Genomic DNA, 16,303 nt, shown 5'->3' on the forward strand with positions numbered 1-16,303 from the left:
CCACTGCGCCGACGCCCCCTTCGTGCCAAGGTAGGGACATGTCGGGATTCTTCAGGGACAGTGCAGCCCTGCGGACGTCCGGAGACGCGCCGGAAAACCCTCAGTTGCGTGTTCCGCTCACCGCGGTGGAGCCGGACGGTCCGGCGCGGGGCGGGATCGTGGTCCTGCACGAGTCGCGTACCTTCAGCGAACCTCTCCTCGATCTGATGCGCTCGTTCGCGATGGAGGGGTGGGTGACGGTGGCGCCACACCTCTTCCACCGGGAACCGGCGCCGAGCGATGTCGAGGTGTTCGGCGACGCCCTGTTCGCCGACTTCGACGCCACCTTCGACTGGCTGATCGCGCGGGGCATCTACGCCGACTGCGTCGGGGTGCTGGGTTTCGACGACGCCGGGACCGCCGCCCTGCTCGTCGCCACGACGCGTCCCGTGGGCGCCGCCGTGAGTGTTGCCGCCCGCGGGATCGTCGAGCCGTTGTCGGATGACGCGCCTGCGCTGGTGCACGCCGCCCCCGACCTGAAGGCCCCGTGGCTCGGTCTGTACGGGGAGGACGATCCGTCCACGCCGCCCGATCAGGTCGAGTTGCTGCGCGACGCCACCGCCAAGTCCGACGTCGCGGGGCTCGTCGTGAGTTACGCCGGCCTTGCGCACCGAGCCGACGAACCGCCTCAGGTACTCGACGGCAGGGACGACGACCCGGGTGCCCAGGCCATCGTCGACGCGCAGCGGCGGATCTTCGACTGGTTCGACAGCCACCTGCGATAAAGCGGCCATCCTTACGCTCTGACCAGCCGTTTTGCCTTTGTGGTGGAAAGGTGTGTAATCTTTCGCACCGGCGGTCCGAAGGGATCGGAACCACCCCAGGGAGGCGTGCCAGAGCGGCCGAATGGGACTCACTGCTAATGAGTTGTCCCTTTTACGAGGGACCGGAGGTTCAAATCCTCTCGCCTCCGCCACACCGGGCCTAGTCGGCCGGTGCAAGCTAGACAACTGAAGAACATGCGCCCGTAGCTCAACGGATAGAGCACTTGACTACGGATCAAGAGGTTAGGGGTTCGAATCCCTTCGGGCGCACAAAGAAACCCCGTCAACTGCAGCGATGCAGGTGGCGGGGTTTCTCTTTGCCGGTCCGGCTAGCAGCAGGACGTGCCCGCGGTGGCCTTCTCCCCGTCCGCGGTGGCCCCCTCGGCGTCGGTGTCGAGGTGCCCGGGGCTCGACCCGAACGTCTCGGAGTCGGCGAGGACGGTGTAGACCTCCCACTTCTCGCCTGCGGGGCCGGTGACCCACACCTTGTCCTGGGTCGCGAAACAACAGGTGGTGCCGATCTCCTCGTCGGTGAACAGGCCTTCCCCGGTCAGCCGCGCGATCTCCTCGTGCACCCGGGCGCTCGATTCGACCTCGACCCCGAGGTGGTTGATGGTGCCGCCCGCGCCGGGGTTCTCGAGCAGCACCAGCTTGAGGGGTGGCTGCGCGATGGCGAAGTTCGCGTATCCCGGCTTCAGTTTCGCAGGTGGGGTATCGAACAGTTTCGAGTAGAACGTGACTGCTTCCTCCAGATTGTCGACATTGAGGGCGAGTTGGGCGCGGGACATGACAACCTCCACCTGTGTGACATATATCGAATTAATTGTCTTCACAGAATCCCACCTTTTTGACATATGTCAAGAAGCTGGGAGGATGGGCTCATGCCCAAGACGTTGCCGGTCGTAGATGTCTCCGCACCGATCTGCTGCGCGCCCGTCTCGGCCGCCCCGATGACCGACGAGGCCGCCCTGCATCTGGCGCTGCGCCTCAAGGCGCTGGCCGACCCGGTCCGCATCAAGCTGATGTCGATCCTGCTGACCGCGAGCGACGGCGAGGTATGCACGTGCGATCTCGCGACCGGCGTGGGCCTGTCCGAATCGACCGTCAGTCATCACCTCGGCCAGCTCAAGAAGGCGGGAATGGTCCAGTCCGTCCGCCGCGGCATGAACGTCTTCTACAGTGCGCGTCCGGACGCCCTCGACGCGCTGCGGGTGGTCCTCGACCCCCACTGCTGCGCCTGAGGCCGACCGGGACCGGTCAGGACGTTCGCGTGCTCGATTCGAGACCGATCGTGGTGGTTGTCGAACCGAGACCGATCCGTGGCCAGCCGGCGGTGACCGCGATGAACCCCGATGTGGGTATCGCGTCCAGCCAGTAGTTCGGCTCGGTCCGGTACTCGGGTGGCCCGCTCCGGCACGGCTTCGCCGCCGCCGCCGGATGGTAGGGGTCGGCCTCGCCTTCGATGTCGTCGACGCGCGCCCGCACCGAGAGATAGGACCACCGCGTCGAGGGATCGTCGGGGTCGGACAGCGAGCGGGTCTCGTACTGCGCCAACTCCGCGGGCCTGCCCGTCGCCGTCAGGGCCATCCGGAGGTGGAGGCCGTCCGGGAATGCCACGACCTCGAACAGCTCGAGCGTGAGGTGGTCTTCACTCGTGAGGAGCAGGGGGCCGTGCACCCGGTGTCCTCCGGTGGTGGGTGGTGCTACTGCCGGCCAACGCGGTCTGCGCATGACCCCTATAGTCCCACCGATCCGAATGCAGATGCAATGGTGGACAACGAAGTTCATGCCGTGTAGGGGCCGATGCAGCCGTGACCTCAGCTGGTGGGCGGGACGAACTCCGGCTGGTCGAGGAGTCGGAGCCAGGTTCCGTCCGGTTGCCTGCGGACGACCTGCGCCCGCGCGCCGGATCCGTCCCTGGGTGGGGTGGACGTGAGTGCGATGTCGTCACTGATCAGCGTGGGGAGCGGCGTTTCCGGTTCGAAGTGCGGCGCGTTCGCGAGTACCGACTCCCACAGTTTCTGGATGGCTGCCCGGCCGACCGTCCGGCTGCCGGGCGGATATGCCATGACGGCGTCCTCCTCGTACAGGGCGGCGACTCCGGCCGCGTCGCCGGCATTGCTGCGCTCGACGAACAGCCGGGTGAGGTCTTCGGGGTTCAGGGCCTTCTCGTAGTCGGACACGGGAATCCTTTCGTGGGTGAACTGCTGTCACTTCCCAGGATGGTGTCGACGCAACCGGAAGTCCAACAGATAGTTCTGCTGAGAACTAGAATTACTGCTTATGGAACTGAGGCAGCTCGAGTACTTCGTCGCGGTCGCCGAGGAAGCGAACTTCACCCGCGCCGCGGAACGCGTCCACATCAGTCAGTCGGGGATCAGCGCGCAGATCCGGCAGCTCGAGCACGACCTCGGCGCGACGCTCATCGACCGGTCGAGCCGGACCGCGACGCTCACGTCCGCGGGGGAAGCGGCGCTCGTGCACGCGCGTGCGGCACTCGCCTCGGCCGACGCGATGCGGCAGGCCGTGGACGACGTGAACCAGCTGATCCGGGGCCGGCTCGTCGTCGGGATGGTCACCGCCTGCACGGTGAAACCGCTGTTCGACGCACTGTCCGCGTTCCACGTCGCGCACCCCGGGATCGAGATCACGCTGACCGAGGACAGTTCCGACCGCCTCGTCGAACGGGTCCGCGCCGGTGCGATCGATCTCGCTCTCGTCGGCACCGCGACGGCCCCGCCGGAAGGGTTGGACGCCTTCCCGATCATCAGCGAGGGGCTGGTCGCGGCGGTGCCGCCCGGGCACCCGCTGGACGGTCGTTCGCGCGTCACCCTGGCCGAACTCGGCGACCATGCGATCGTATGTATGCCGACCGGAACGGGGATCCGGACAGTGTTCGACCAGGCGTGTGCGGCGGCCGGCCTCCGCCCGGACATCGCCCTGCAGGCGAGTGCGCCGGACGCCGTCGCCGACCTCGCGATCCGCGGACTGGGAGTCGCCATCCTCAGCGAGTCGATGGCGACGGATTACCGAGGCCGGTTGACGGCGGTCGCCCTGGACGACGTCGACATCCCGGCCGTGCTCGCGCTGGTCTGGAAGAGTCCCGCGGGTCCCGCGCTCCGCGAACTCGTCCAGCACACCCGCCGCTCCTTCGGGGACGTGCAGACCGCACCGGCCGCGGTCGGCGGGTGAATCCTCACACCACCGACGTCATCCCGCCGTCGACGAAGATCACCTGACCGTTGACGTACCGGGATCCGTCCGACGCCAGCCACACCGCGGGACCGACGAGATCGTCCGGCGTGCCCCACCGGCCTGCCGGCGCGCGGCCGCGGAGCCACGCGTCGAACTCGGTGTCGTCGACGAGGGCCTGCGTCATCTCGGTGTGGATGTAGCCGGGCGCGAGGCCGTTGATCTGCAGCCCGGACGACGCCCATTCGGCCGTCATCGCGCGGGTCAGATTCCGCAGTCCGCCCTTCGCGGCGGTGTACGGCGCGATGGTGGGCCGGGCCAGGTCGCTCTGCACCGAGCAGACGTTGATGATCTTCCCGCTCCCGCGGGCGATCTGAAACCGTGCGACCGCGCGCCCGACGAGGAACGCGCTGGTGAGGTCGGTCGTGAGCACCCGGTTCCAATCCTCGAGGGAGACGTCGAGCAGCGGCTGACGGTGTTGCAGCGCAGCGTTGTTCACCAGGATCTCGATCGGCCCGACCTCCGACTCGATCCGCTCGACGACGCCGGTCACCCGATCGGGATCCGTGACGTCGAACGCGTACGCGTGGACGCGGGCCTCGCCGAACTCCTCGCGGAGGCGCTCGCGTGCCTGTGCGAGACGGTCGGCCGACACCCCGCTGAGGACGATCGTGGCGCCCGCCTCGGCCAGGCCCTGCGCCAGTGCGTAACCGATTCCCCGGCTCGAACCGGTGACGAGGGCGATGCGCCCGGACAGATCGAACAGGTTCACAGTGCACGCACCGGGTTGGCCAGCGTGCCGATTCCGTCGAGCGTGATCTCGGCACGGTCGCCCGGTTTGATGGGGCTGAACGTGAACGGACAACCCGTGAGCACGACGTCTCCCGGCCCGAGGGTCAGATACCGGGTGAGGTGGACCAGTTGCTCGGACACGTTCCACGCGAGCTGCCGGGTGGACGCCTCCGCCACGGTCACACCGTCGACGCGCACGGTGATCGGAACGTCCATCGGGTCGAGATCCGTCTCGACCCACGGCCCCAGCGGGGTGAACCCGTCGCCGTGCTTCGCCTGGGTGAGCTTGTCGTCCAACGCTATCTGCTCGACGGCGGTGACGTCGTTGCCGATCGTGTATCCGAGGATCGCGGACGGGACGTCCTCCGGGCGAAGCCTGCGGCACGTGCGGCGGATGACGACGGCCAGCTCGCCCTCCACGTTGACCTGCCCCAGCCCTTCGTCGACGACGATCGGATCCTCGGGGCCGATCACCGTGCGCGTCGACTTCATGAACGCCTGCAACGGCAGGTCGCGATCTCCGGGTGCGCCGTTGTGGGCCATCCCGAGCAGGACCCGCGGTTCGGCGGGCGCGAGCAACCGTGCGCCGTCGAGGTCGTGTGCGGGCCCGGTGAACGTCAGGGTATCGGCGTACGGATCCGCCACCTCGTGCCAGCGACCGTCGTGCAGGCAGACCGGCCGCGGTCCCGAATCGGTGGCGATGCGGGCCAGCCTCATGCGTCGACCCGATCCTTCGACTCGGAGGCGACGGCCTCCGGTCCGTGGACCGGGTCGGCCATCGCGTCCCAGGCGAGCCCGAGGTCGCGGCCACGGGTTTCGGGCGTCACGAACGTGGTGGCGAACGTGATGACGCTGAGGACCAGAACGTAGATCGCGAGCGGCACCCACGAGTTGTTCAGCAGCGACAGCAGCAGTGCGCCGACGAAGGGGGCGATACCGCCGGCGAGGATGGCGCTCGTTTCCCGGGCGACAGCGACGCCGATGTAGCGGTGCCGATTTCCGAACAGCTCGGGCAGGGCGGCGCACTGCGCACCGAGCATCACGTTGACGCCGATCCCGTAGCTGACCGCGAGCGTCGCCACCACGAGATACGGGTTGCCGAGCGAGAGCAGCCACCACGACGGGACCGCGAGGACGAGCTGCAGCGCCGCACCGAACCGGTACACCCGCATCCGGCCGAAGCGGTCCGACAGCGCGCCCGAGAACGGGATGACGAGCATGCCGATGGCGGCGCCGCAGGCGATGGCGAGCGGTCCGATCGACTTGCTGACACCGACCACCGTCGTGACGTAGCTGATGCCGAGGGTTTGGAAGATGTACGAGCCGCCGTTCTCGGCCATCCGCAGGCCGATGCCGCGGAGCACGCTGGGCATCGAGCTGCCGATCAGTTCCCGGAACGGGCTCTCGCTGATCTGATCCTGCTTCTCCAGCTTGATGAACGTGGGGCTCTCCTGCATGCGGAGCCGGATGAACACGGCGACCGCGATGAGGAAGATCGACGCCAGGAACGGCACCCGCCACACCCAGTCGAGGAGGAGGTCGCGATCGATCTGGCCGAGGATCGCGAAGACCCCGGATGCCATCAGGGTGCCCACCATGATCCCGACGAAGGGGAGTGCGGAGAAGAATCCGCGGCGCTGGGTGGGCGAGTACTCCGCCATCAGCGTCGTGGCACCGGCCTGCTCGGCTCCGGCGCCGAAGCCCTGCAGCAGTCGCAGCGCGACCAGCATGATCGGGGCCCAGATACCCACCTGCGCGCCGGTCGGCAGGACGCCGATCAGCGTGCTCGCGCCGCCCATGATCGCGATCGTGATCATCAGGACGGCCTTGCGTCCGAGGCGGTCGCCGAGCGCGCCGAAGAACAGGCCGCCGACGGGCCGGGCGAGGAAGCCGACGGCGTACGTGCCGAAACTGGCCATCAACGCGGCCGACGCACCCATGGCGGGGAAGAACAGCTGGCCGAATATCAGGGCCGAGGCCAGGCCGTACAGGGCGAAGTCGTAGTACTCGAGTGCGCTGCCGATGGAACTGGCGAGCGTCGCGCGTTTGAGATTCGCGGCGTAGTCCGGGTCGTCGGAGGCACGCGCCGGTGGGGTGGAGCGGCTGGGGCCTTCCGGCGTCTTCGAGTCTGCGCCTACGTGAATCTTCGATTCTGGGGACATCTTCTGCTCCGTTGTGGGACGGGACCACGTCGAGCGCGGTCACAAACAGGTCGGTGTAGTGACCCAGGTCACTGGCATGCGGAGGACGATACCGCCCGAGGAGCTATTTGTCATACGTAAAGAGAAGTGTTGACTGAATCACATGGTTAGTGCAGAGTTTTTACTCTGAACATATGGTCAACAACGGCCCGTACGAAGGAATCTCCAGTGAGCGCACATGACTCGAAGCCACTCGACGGGCGACTCCGCGTAGTCGCCGCAACCCCCGTGAGCGAGGAACTCATCAGTCTCGTCACCCGGGCGGAACCGCGCATCGACTTCATCCGCGAGCAGGATCTGCTGCCGCCCTCCCGATTCCCGGGTGATCACTCCGGCGATCCGACGTTCTCCCGGACCGCGAAGCAGCAGCAAGCCTTCGACGACCTGGTCGATTCGGCGCAAGCCCTGTACGGCGTGCCCGACGAGAATCCCGCGGCACTGACGAGGACGGCGGGCGTCAACCCCGAACTCCGCTGGGTGCACACGATGCCCGCCGGTGGCGGGGCCCAGGTGAAGGCGGGCGGCCTCACCGACGAGCAACTCGCCCGCATCGCCTTCAGCACCTCCGCCGGTGTGCACGCCGAGCCGTTGGCGGAGTTCGCCGTCTTCGGCCTGCTGGCCGGCGCCAAGACCCTCCCGCGCCTCCTCGCCCAGCAGCGCGACAAGGTGTGGAGCGGCCGGTGGGCCATGGGAACCGTGTCCGGGCAGCGCATCGTCATCGTCGGACTGGGCAGCATCGGCCGCGCGACGGCGCTGAAGCTGAAGGCCCTCGGCGCCACCGTGGTGGGAACGAGCAGGCGCGACACCGCGGTCGAGGGCGTCGACGAGATCGTCCACCCCGACCGGCTGGCCGATGTGGTCGGGGACGCGGACGGCATCGTCGTGACGCTTCCCGGAACCAGCGCCACCGAAGGCCTCGTCAGCGCAAAGGTATTCGGCGCGGTCAAGCCCGGAGTCACGGTGGTGAGCGTGGGCCGGGGAACCGTCGTCGACGAGGAAGCCATGACCGCCGCGATCGAAGACGGGCGGGTCGGGTTCGCCGCGCTCGACGTGTTCGCGTCCGAGCCCCTGGCATCGGACAGTCCGCTGTGGGCTCATCCGAACGTGCTGGTCAGCCCGCACACTGCAGCGTTGAACCCCGCGGAGGATCGCCTCATCGCGGAACTGTTCGCGCGCAATGCCACCCGGTTCCTCGACGGCGAGGAGCTCATCAACCGCGTCGACACCGTCGAGTTCTACTGACGATTCGGCTCACCGCATCTTCAGGACTGGAGTAGTTTCGCCTTCGCCGCGGAAAACTCCTCGTCCGTGAGCACGCCGGCCTCCTTCAGGCGGGCGAGTTCCTGGATGCGGGACACCAGATCGTCGCCCGCGGGTGCCGGTGGCGGCGGAGGCGCCTGCTGTTGCGCTGCTTGCTGTTCCGCATACTGCTGCTGGGCGGCCTGGTCGATCCGCTCCTGCTCCTCCGCCTGCTTGCTGGCGGCGTGCCGGTTCATCGCGTTCGACGTCGCCCGGGCGGTGCCGGTGATGACCGCCGTCCGGGCCACCGTGCCGAGCAGCCCGGGACGTCCCATGCGGCGTGGACCCCTGAAAACCATGATGTGCTCCGTTTCTGTGGGTGACGAGTCAGACCGCGGCGGCGATGGCCGCCTCGACCACCTCGCGCGGGATGTGCACGTGGAGGGCTACCTCGCCACCGGCCTGCCGGGAGGCGGCCGCGACCTTCCGCGCCCACGTCTGCTCGTACACGATCGCCACCGCGGACGTGCCCGGCTCCAGTGATTCGCGCACCACCTCGAGGTCCTCCTCGCTGATCAGGGCCTTGGCTTCGAGGGACAGGGCGGCGAGACCGATGCTGTCGAGGTCCTCGTCCACCTCCACCTGGCGCAGCGTGCCGTCGGCTCCCTTGGAGATGAACACGAGATCGAGAATGGTGACCACTCCCTGGGCGACGACGTCGCGGAACGTGTCGATCACCTGGGGATCGGCCCGCTCTCCCGGAAAGGTGAGGAAAAGGAACGCGACCGGACCGACATCTTCAGCTGTATTCGACATCATCTCTCCCTGCGCTGGGTGCCTGGTGTCGATGCTCGCCATCGGCCGGGAGTTGCGCATCATCCACGACGGGTGATGTCCAGTGGTCCGGGCTCTGTGAGGCTCGAACGCAGAGCTGTGTCCGATGGTTCGAGAGACGAGGTGATGCATGCCGTCCGTGGGAGCCTCACTCTTCTGGATCGTGGCGTGCGCCGTGATCGCCCCGCTGCTCGCCGGGTTGTTCCCCCGGAAGCTGGTGCCCGAGGTGGTGCTACTCCTCCTCGCCGGGATCGTCATCGGCCCGCACGTCTTCGACCTGGCGATCGAGGGTAGCGAGATCGAGTTACTGCGCGACCTGGGGCTGGGCCTGCTCTTCCTGCTGGCCGGGTACGAGATCGACACGGCCGAGATCACCGGTCGCGGCGGCAGACGGGCCCTGCTGACATGGCTGGTCTCGCTGGCCCTGGCGTTCGCGGTGGTATCGCTGCTGAGCCTCGTCCACGTGGTCGACGCCGGAACCGCGGTGGCCATTGCCATGACGTCGACAGCCCTCGGCACACTGCTCCCGATCCTTCGTGACGCGGGCGCCCTCGACACCCGGCTGGGCCGGACGATCCTCAATCACGGCGCCTTCGGCGAACTCGGACCGGTCGTCGCCATGGCGGTCCTGCTCGGCTCCCGCGGGTCGGTGGCGTCCATCGTGGTCCTCGGGCTGTTCACGGCCGCGGCGGTGCTGGTCGCGTTCATACCCGCCCGCGTGCGGCGGGAGGGTTCCCGGATCACCGCGATCATCCGGTCGGGTTCGGAGACGACGTCGCAGACCACGGTCCGGCTGACGATGCTGCTCCTCGTCGCACTCACCGTGCTCGCGGCGTCGTTCGGGCTCGACACCATTCTCGGTGCCTTCGCGGCCGGATTCATCCTGCGGCGGGCCACACCCGAGGGCGACGAAACGCTCGAAACGAAGCTCGACGGCCTCGCGTTCGGGTTCCTGATCCCCATCTTCTTCGTGACGTCCGGGATGGCCATCGACGTCGCCGCGGTGGCGTCCGAACCCGGTGTCCTCGTCGCGTTCGTCGTGCTGATCCTGCTGGTGCGGGCAGGCCCGGTCTACGTCGCCGGGAGGTTCGATCGGGGCACCGACGGCACGGATCCACCCTTCACCGCCCGTGAACGCACCCAGCTGGCGCTGTACGCGGGAACCGGTCTGCCGCTGATCGTGGCCGTCACGGGAGTGGCCGTCGACTCCGGGGACATGACGTCCGCGAACGCCTCGGTGCTCGTCGCGGCAGGCGCGATCACAGTCCTCCTCTTCCCGCTCGCCGCGTCGCTGCTCGCGTCGAGCCCCGAACCGGCGGCCGACGCGGCACGCCCACGAGGAGACCAGAACCCCGGGAGCGGACAGTGACTCGAACCGAAACGACGCAGGCGCCGGCCCGAGCGACGCTGATCCTCGCGACCCTCATCCTCGTCGCCGCCGTCGCCAACCTGAACCTGTCCGTCGCGAACGTCGCGCTCCCCGACATCGGCCGGGCCTTCGACGCGAGTCAGACGCAGCTGAATCTCGTCGCCGTGGCGTACTCCCTCGGGCTCGCCGCCTCCGTCCTCTACCTCGGGGCGCTCGGCGACCGCTACGGGCGCAAGCAGATGCTGGTGCTCGGCATGGCGCTGTCGCTGCCGGCGTCGGCGATCGCGGGATTTGCCGGGAACTTCGAAATACTGTTCCTCGCACGTGTTCTCGGCGGTGTGTCCGCCGGTCTCGCGTTCCCCACCACGCTCGCGATCATCACCGCGCTGTGGTCGGGACCGCCCCGGACCAAGGCGATCGCACTGTGGTCGGCCCTCGGTGGCGCGATCTCCTCGCTCGGGCCGATCGTGTCGGGTGCGTTGCTCGAGCACTTCCATTGGGGCTCGGTGTTCCTCGTGACCCTTCCGCTCGCGGGTCTCGCCCTCGTCGCCGCCATCCTGTGGGTGCCCGCCCACGTCAACGAGACGACCGATCCCGTCGACAATCTCGGCGGCATCATCTCCGTCGTCTTCATCGCCGCCCTCATCCTCGCGATCAATTTCGCACCGGTGGACGGCGCCGGTGCGGCGGCTCTCGGCCTCGGGGTGATCGCCCTCGCCGCGGGAGCCGCGTTCTTCCTGCAGCAACGGCGGGCGGCGCACCCGCTGTTCGATCTGCACGTCGCCGCCCGCCCGACGTTCTGGGTGGCCGCCGTCGGCGGGGTGATCGTGTTCGGCGCGTTGATGGGTGCGATGTTCATCGGGCAGCAGTTCCTGCAGAACGTGCTCGGGTACTCCACGCTCGCCGCCGGATCGGCGATCATCCCGGCCGCCGTCGCGATGGTCATCGTCGCACCGCGCTCCGCGAAACTCGTCGAATCGCACGGGGCCCGGTTCACACTGCTGCTCGGCTACCTGTTCGTCGTCCTCGGACTGGTTGTCGCGCTGGTGTGGTGGGATGAGAACGCGACCTTCTGGTGGGTGGCGCTCGCCTACGCGTTCGTGGGCATCGGAGTCGGGTTCGCCGGGACCCCGGCGTCGCGGTCACTCACCGGTTCGGTGCCGGTGTCGCGGGCGGGCATGGCGTCCGGCACGTCCGACCTGCAACGCGACCTCGGCGGCGCGATCATGCAGTCGATCCTCGGCGCGGTGCTCACCGCCGGTTACGCGAAGTCGCTGTCGGCGACGATCGCCTCGTCGCCGGACTCGAGCCAGATCACCCCGGAAACTCAAGCCGCGCTGACGAAGTCGTATTCCAGCGCCGAGGTGCTCGCGGAACGCTACCCGCAGTACGCCGAGCAGATCATCGCCGCCGCCCGCAACGCCTTCCTCGACGGCGACGATCGCGCGTACCTCGCCGCGATCCTGGTGGTGTGCGCGGGGGCCGTGGTGGTGTTCTTCTTCTACCCGCACCGGGAGAAGGAGAAGCGGCTGCTGGCCGAATACGCGACCGAGAGAGCGCAGTAGGGCGGCAGCAGGGCGAATGTATCGCCGGTCGCCTCAGAAGCGCCGAAAGGTACATTCGCCCGGCGGTCGCGGAGTAAGTTCCCGAGAGGGGCACCTCGACGACGGGACGCACGATGACAGCTCAGGTCGTGACCAGGACGAATCGGCGACGAGGCCTCGCGGCGGCCGCAGCGGCACTGCTGCTGGTAGTGCCTGCGGCGTGCTCCGACGACTCGTCCTCCACAGACACCTCCGCTACCTCCACGACGACGCAGACGGGATCACCGAACGCCGGGGCCGACGCGCAGATCGACCCCGGTGTCGCGGACCGACTCGACGAGGCGATCGAGAAGACGATGTCGATGGCGGCGATTCCCGGCGCGATAGTGGGCGTGTGGGGGCCCGACGGCAACTACGTGAAGGCGTTCGGTGTCGCCGACAAAACGACGGGCGCGCCGATGGAGACCGACTTCTACCACCGAATCGGCAGTGTGACAAAGACGTTCACGGTCACGGGTGTGCTGCAACTGGTCGACGAAGACAAGGTCGCGCTCGACGACCCGATCTCGAAGTACGTGGAGGGCGTGCCGCTGGGTGATCAGATCACGCTGCGCCAGCTCGCCCGGATGCAGAGCGGGCTGGCCAACTACTCGGCCAACGAGGACTTCCAGAAGGCGTTGCTCAGCGACCCGCAGGCCGCGTTCACCCCGCAACAACTGCTGGGTTACGCGTTCGCGCAGCCCGCGACGTTCCCGCCCGGACAGGGATTCGAGTACTCGAACACGAACACGACCCTGCTGGGACTCGTCATCGAGAAGGTCAGCGGACTGCCGCTCCCGGAGTACGTGACGCAGAAGATCGTCCAGCCGCTGAAGATGGCCGGCACGAGCTTTCCGACCACCAACGCGTTCCCCGAACCGCACGCGCAGGGCTACACCGAGCAGACCTTGGACGACAAGGAAGCCGTGGCCACCAATTGGAATCCGTCCTGGGGATGGGCGGCGGGCGCGATGATTTCGACCCTCGACGACCTGCACATCTGGGCGCCCGCCCTCGCCACCGGCACCCTGCTGCAGCCGGCCACGCAGGCGCAACGGCTCGAGACGGTGAACGCACCGGGTCTGGCATCCGACGTCGGCTACGGACTGGGCATCTTCGACGTCGCCGGCTGGATCGGGCACAACGGCAGCCTCCCCGGGTATCAGACGGTCTGCGTCTACCTCCCCGAGCAGGAGACCACCCTCGCGATCATGATCAACACCGACGTCCCCTACCAGGGCAGCGAACCCAGCACGGCGCTGGCGGGGGCCGTCACGGAGATCATCTCGCCGGAACACATCTACAAGCTCAGCGCCGGAGTGCAGAATCCGGACGCGTCGTCCCCGGCCACGCCGACGCCCTCGGAGACCCCGGCGACGTCCACGACCTCCGCCCCGCCGACCAGCTGACCCCATGTGAGTGGCAAAGCGTGCGCGAGCACACTTTGCCACTCACATGCCTTGCCGCGGCGTGACCCGGCTCAGTAGCGTGCAGGGCATGACGATTCTGGTGACGGGGGCAACCGGGAACATCGGCAGAATGCTCGTCGACCACCTGCTCGCGCGGGGTGCGACGGACGTCCGGGCCCTCACGAATCATCCTGACAAGGCGCAACTTCCGGGCTCGGTCACCGTCGTCGAGGGATACCTCCGCAGGCTCGACAGCCTGCCCGCGGCGTTCGAGGGCGTTGATTCCCTCTACCTCGCACCGACTCCCGACACCGCCCCGGACGCGCTCGCTCTGGCGAAGCAGGCCGGCGTCCGGCACGTCGTCGACCTGTCCGGTCCCCACGACGGCCACTGGGGTGACGTCGCACGGGCCGTCGAGGCGTCCGGCATCGAGTGGACGCACCTGTGGCCCGGCGAGTTCATGGAGAACGCGGGAATCCTGGCACCGCAGATCGCCGCGGGAGACACCGTGCGCGAGCCGTACCCGACGGCGGCGAACGCGCCGATCGCCATGGACGACATCGCCGAGGTCGCGGCCGTCGCTCTCCTCGCGGACGGGCACATCGGCGCGTCGTACGAACTCACCGGACCCGAGACGATCACCCGCGCCGACCTCGTCCGGGAACTCGGCGCCGCCCTCGGCCGGAACATCGAGTACCGGCAGGTGTCGCTGGACGAGGCCGTCGGCGTCCTGACGCCGGCGATGGGGGAGTACGCCCGCTGGTACCTGGAAGGGATGGCAAGCCTGGTCGACGCTCCCCAGCAGGCGAACCGGCTCGTCGAGCAACTCACCGGACGCCCGGCGACCACGTTCGCGCAGTGGGCGTCGGGGCACGTCGACGAGTTCCGCTGACGTCGTACCGGGGCGCTCGACCGAGTCAGCGGTTCGGGGTGAGCGCGATGACGGGAATCGGCCGGTCCGTCTTCTTCTGGTAGTCGCGGTACCGGCCGTGGTTGATCTCGTTCATCGTCGCCCACATCCGGTCGTAATCCGGGTCGCCCGGCAGAACCTTCCGCGCCACCACGGTGATGTGGTCGCGGCCCACCTGGATCTCGCAGGTCGGCGCGGCCAGCACGTTGTGCATCCACGCGGGCGACGTGGGCGCACCGCCCTTCGACGCGACGACCAGAAACCGTGCGCCGTCGCGGCCGTACGTCAACGCGGACGTGCGCGACTGCCCGGACTTCCGGCCGACGCTGTGCAGCAACAGGGTCGGCATCCCGAACAGCAACCGATGCCCCACCCAACCGCCGCTGCGTTCGTAGACGAACTGATGCAGCTGAAGGGCTTTCACGAACAGGTCGGCCACGGCGTCCTCTCTCGGCACTCGGAACAGATCGTGCCCACACAGTAGACCGTCGTCAGGCCCGGCGAACCGCGTGCAGAACGGTGTCGTGGACGGTGACGGGCCGGCCCTCGGGGTCGCGCGTCTCACGCGAGGGCGTCGCCGACACCAGAATCTCCCACTCCCCGGCGTCCAGTACGGCAGCGACCTGGTCGGGTGTGAACAGCATGTCGGGAACATTGGGCCGCCCGGCCGACGTCTCCAGATCGGAAGGATGATGTCCGACGACGAGAAGCCGCCCGCCTGGGCGGACCGCTCCCGCCAGGCGACGGTGCAGGGCCTCGCGGGCAGGTCCCGGCAGATGCATGAAATGCGCCGACACCAGGTCGAATCGGCGGGCCGGCGGCTCCCACGACAGGATGTCGGCCTGCTGCCACGTCGTCCGGTCCGCGATGCCGGCACCGGCTTCGGCGGCGCGTTCCACTGCCACCGCCGACACGTCCACTCCGGTGACGCTCCACCCGCGGGCCGCCATCCAGATCGCGTCGGCGCCCTCGCCGCTGCCCACGTCCAGGGCACTGCCCGGAGTCACGTCCGCGACCTCCTCGACGAGGTGCGGGTTGGGGTCGCCGCTCCACACCGCGGTAGTCGAGCGATAGCGCTCGTCCCAGAACTCCTGGCTGAAGAAATCGGTCATGTCCGGTGCCTGCTCGTGGGTCATGCTCCCACTGTGGCCGCCGGAGCCGTCGAACCGGGAATCCCGTTGCCGGAACGGCAACCGGCTACGGGCTGGGGAACGTGTAGATGCGGCAACCGCTCATGTTCGCGGCCGACACGACCCCGTCGGCACGCGCAAAGTCGCCCTTCGAGGCGAGGTTGTTGGCGAGGGCGGCCTGGTCGTCGCAGAAACTCTGGTCCGTCGGCTTGGCTGGGGGGTTGCTGATGTAGGTGTCGCCCGGTGCAGCCACCGCAAACGGTGCCGGACCGACGAGTGGGACGGCCGCTGCTGCAAACGCAATGGAGGCCGCCGCGACGATTCGGCGGATCATCATGCCCCTCCGAAGGTGGTCCGAATGGTTGCTGTGACACCATCCTGCACCGATCCGCCGTCGGCGACCAGACCCCTAGGGGTGGAAAATGCAACACCTTCGTCGTCAGCGATACAGAGCTTCCTGAACCCTGTCCGCGGCGACCGCCGGATTCTCGTGCTCCCAGATCCGCACCACCGTCCACCCGGCGTCGGCCAGCCTCGTGTCGGTGTCCCGGTCGCGGGTGACGTTCCCGGCGAGCTTCTCGGCCCACCACTGTGCGTTGCTCTTCGGGAACGTGGCGTGCTGCGGGCAGCTGTGCCAGAAGCACCCGTCCACGTACACGGCCACTTTCCGGCGCGGAAACACCAGGTCGGCGCGCCGCCGGATGCCCTTCATCGGCGCCCGGTCCACGTAGTACCGGACCCCGCGCCGGTGCAGTTCCCGGCGAAGCGCGAGTTCGGGTGCTGTGTCGCGGCGCCGCTGCGCCCGCATCCGGGCGCTGGTCGCGGGATCGGTGGCGGGCAT

The 16,303-nt window shown here is 68.3% G+C and carries 20 protein-coding genes and 2 tRNA genes; 10 read left to right on the forward strand and 12 right to left on the reverse strand.

All coding sequences use genetic code 11. From position 1 onward, the window contains the following. The first annotated feature begins 38 nt into the window (after positions 1-38). The 3 genes from DTA22_RS28120 to DTA22_RS28130 all read left to right on the forward strand — a co-directional run bounded on the left by DTA22_RS28120 (position 39) and on the right by DTA22_RS28130 (position 1,073). Positions 39-764: a dienelactone hydrolase family protein gene (locus DTA22_RS28120; protein WP_037228087.1), complete on the forward strand. Its 726-nt coding sequence runs from the start codon at positions 39-41 to the stop codon at positions 762-764. Positions 765-863: 99 nt separating this feature from the next. Then, positions 864-955 (forward strand) — tRNA-Ser (locus tag DTA22_RS28125). A gap of 45 nt (positions 956-1,000) precedes the next feature. Next, a tRNA-Arg gene (locus DTA22_RS28130) sits at positions 1,001-1,073 on the forward strand. A 59-nt stretch (positions 1,074-1,132) separates the two neighbouring features. On the opposite strand, the gene DTA22_RS28135 is transcribed toward DTA22_RS28130, so the two are convergent. Then, entirely contained in the window at positions 1,133-1,591 is a 459-nt protein-coding gene (locus tag DTA22_RS28135) for an ArsI/CadI family heavy metal resistance metalloenzyme (protein ID WP_112301641.1), read from the reverse strand. Between the two features lie 93 nt (positions 1,592-1,684). Here DTA22_RS28135 and DTA22_RS28140 point away from each other — a divergent pair, with 93 nt between their 5' ends. Further along, a complete protein-coding gene (locus DTA22_RS28140) occupies positions 1,685-2,044 on the forward strand; it encodes an Rv2640c family ArsR-like transcriptional regulator (protein ID WP_037228076.1) in 360 nt (119 codons plus the stop codon). A gap of 16 nt (positions 2,045-2,060) precedes the next feature. Here DTA22_RS28140 and DTA22_RS28145 read toward each other — a convergent pair whose 3' ends face one another. Both DTA22_RS28145 and DTA22_RS28150 read right to left on the reverse strand, forming a co-directional pair. After that, positions 2,061-2,534, reverse strand: coding sequence for a hypothetical protein (locus tag DTA22_RS28145; protein ID WP_052032922.1), 474 nt, complete (start codon positions 2,532-2,534; stop codon positions 2,061-2,063). 86 nt (positions 2,535-2,620) lie between these two features. Beyond that, positions 2,621-2,986: a YybH family protein gene (locus tag DTA22_RS28150; protein ID WP_037228071.1), complete on the reverse strand. Its 366-nt coding sequence runs from the start codon at positions 2,984-2,986 to the stop codon at positions 2,621-2,623. A gap of 100 nt (positions 2,987-3,086) precedes the next feature. On the opposite strand from DTA22_RS28150, the gene DTA22_RS28155 reads away from it, so the two are divergent. Beyond that, positions 3,087-3,995: a LysR family transcriptional regulator gene (locus DTA22_RS28155; RefSeq protein ID WP_112301642.1), complete on the forward strand. Its 909-nt coding sequence runs from the start codon at positions 3,087-3,089 to the stop codon at positions 3,993-3,995. Between the two features lie 4 nt (positions 3,996-3,999). Here DTA22_RS28155 and DTA22_RS28160 read toward each other — a convergent pair whose 3' ends face one another. Genes DTA22_RS28160 through DTA22_RS28170 form a run of 3 tightly spaced genes read right to left on the reverse strand, consistent with a single transcriptional unit; the run spans position 4,000 to position 6,949 of the window. Beyond that, positions 4,000-4,767: an SDR family oxidoreductase gene (locus tag DTA22_RS28160; protein ID WP_112301643.1), complete on the reverse strand. Its 768-nt coding sequence runs from the start codon at positions 4,765-4,767 to the stop codon at positions 4,000-4,002. Further along, positions 4,764-5,504 carry a fumarylacetoacetate hydrolase family protein gene (locus tag DTA22_RS28165; protein ID WP_112301644.1) on the reverse strand — a complete coding sequence of 247 codons (741 nt, stop codon included), beginning with the start codon at positions 5,502-5,504 and terminating at the stop codon, positions 4,764-4,766. The genes DTA22_RS28160 and DTA22_RS28165 overlap by 4 nt, the downstream gene beginning before the upstream one ends. Beyond that, complete coding sequence (locus tag DTA22_RS28170) at positions 5,501-6,949, reverse strand: MFS transporter (RefSeq protein ID WP_174233876.1); 1,449 nt, start codon at positions 6,947-6,949, stop codon at positions 5,501-5,503. Before DTA22_RS28170 ends, DTA22_RS28165 begins: the two co-directional genes overlap by 4 nt. Positions 6,950-7,156: 207 nt before the next feature. Here DTA22_RS28170 and DTA22_RS28175 point away from each other — a divergent pair, with 207 nt between their 5' ends. Then, positions 7,157-8,230, forward strand: a complete 1,074-nt coding sequence (locus tag DTA22_RS28175; protein WP_112301645.1) for a D-2-hydroxyacid dehydrogenase — start codon at positions 7,157-7,159, stop codon at positions 8,228-8,230. Between the two features lie 20 nt (positions 8,231-8,250). Here DTA22_RS28175 and DTA22_RS28180 read toward each other — a convergent pair whose 3' ends face one another. Then, a complete protein-coding gene (locus tag DTA22_RS28180; protein ID WP_112301646.1) occupies positions 8,251-8,586 on the reverse strand; it encodes an SHOCT domain-containing protein in 336 nt (111 codons plus the stop codon). A 28-nt stretch (positions 8,587-8,614) separates the two neighbouring features. Beyond that, positions 8,615-9,043 (reverse strand): DUF6325 family protein, encoded by a 429-nt coding sequence (locus DTA22_RS28185; protein ID WP_112301723.1) that lies wholly within the window; start codon positions 9,041-9,043, stop codon positions 8,615-8,617. 148 nt (positions 9,044-9,191) lie between these two features. Between DTA22_RS28185 and DTA22_RS28190 the strand changes: the two genes are divergently transcribed. From DTA22_RS28190 to DTA22_RS28205, 4 genes are all read left to right on the forward strand, one after another. Further along, complete coding sequence (locus DTA22_RS28190; RefSeq protein ID WP_112301647.1) at positions 9,192-10,430, forward strand: cation:proton antiporter; 1,239 nt, start codon at positions 9,192-9,194, stop codon at positions 10,428-10,430. Then, positions 10,427-11,995 carry an MFS transporter gene (locus tag DTA22_RS28195; RefSeq protein ID WP_037228058.1) on the forward strand — a complete coding sequence of 523 codons (1,569 nt, stop codon included), beginning with the start codon at positions 10,427-10,429 and terminating at the stop codon, positions 11,993-11,995. Before DTA22_RS28190 ends, DTA22_RS28195 begins: the two co-directional genes overlap by 4 nt. Before the next feature lie 113 nt (positions 11,996-12,108). After that, the gene (locus DTA22_RS28200; RefSeq protein WP_112301648.1) at positions 12,109-13,422 is read left to right on the forward strand and encodes a serine hydrolase domain-containing protein; all 1,314 of its coding nucleotides are present in this window, start codon (positions 12,109-12,111) and stop codon (positions 13,420-13,422) included. A gap of 88 nt (positions 13,423-13,510) precedes the next feature. Further along, complete coding sequence (locus tag DTA22_RS28205) at positions 13,511-14,314, forward strand: NAD(P)H-binding protein (RefSeq protein ID WP_112301649.1); 804 nt, start codon at positions 13,511-13,513, stop codon at positions 14,312-14,314. 25 nt (positions 14,315-14,339) lie between these two features. Here the strand turns inward: DTA22_RS28205 and DTA22_RS28210 are convergent, their stop codons facing one another. From DTA22_RS28210 to DTA22_RS28225, 4 genes are all read right to left on the reverse strand, one after another. Then, positions 14,340-14,771 (reverse strand): nitroreductase family deazaflavin-dependent oxidoreductase, encoded by a 432-nt coding sequence (locus DTA22_RS28210; protein ID WP_037228416.1) that lies wholly within the window; start codon positions 14,769-14,771, stop codon positions 14,340-14,342. A 52-nt stretch (positions 14,772-14,823) separates the two neighbouring features. Further along, a complete protein-coding gene (locus DTA22_RS28215) occupies positions 14,824-15,468 on the reverse strand; it encodes a class I SAM-dependent methyltransferase (RefSeq protein WP_112301650.1) in 645 nt (214 codons plus the stop codon). A 61-nt stretch (positions 15,469-15,529) separates the two neighbouring features. Further along, positions 15,530-15,799, reverse strand: a complete 270-nt coding sequence (locus DTA22_RS28220) for a hypothetical protein (RefSeq protein WP_037228052.1) — start codon at positions 15,797-15,799, stop codon at positions 15,530-15,532. Between the two features lie 102 nt (positions 15,800-15,901). Then, positions 15,902-16,303: a very short patch repair endonuclease gene (locus DTA22_RS28225; RefSeq protein WP_112301651.1), complete on the reverse strand. Its 402-nt coding sequence runs from the start codon at positions 16,301-16,303 to the stop codon at positions 15,902-15,904.

Source organism: Rhodococcus wratislaviensis (genome assembly GCF_900455735.1).
GTDB classification, from domain to species: Bacteria; Actinomycetota; Actinomycetes; order Mycobacteriales; family Mycobacteriaceae; genus Rhodococcus_F; species Rhodococcus_F wratislaviensis.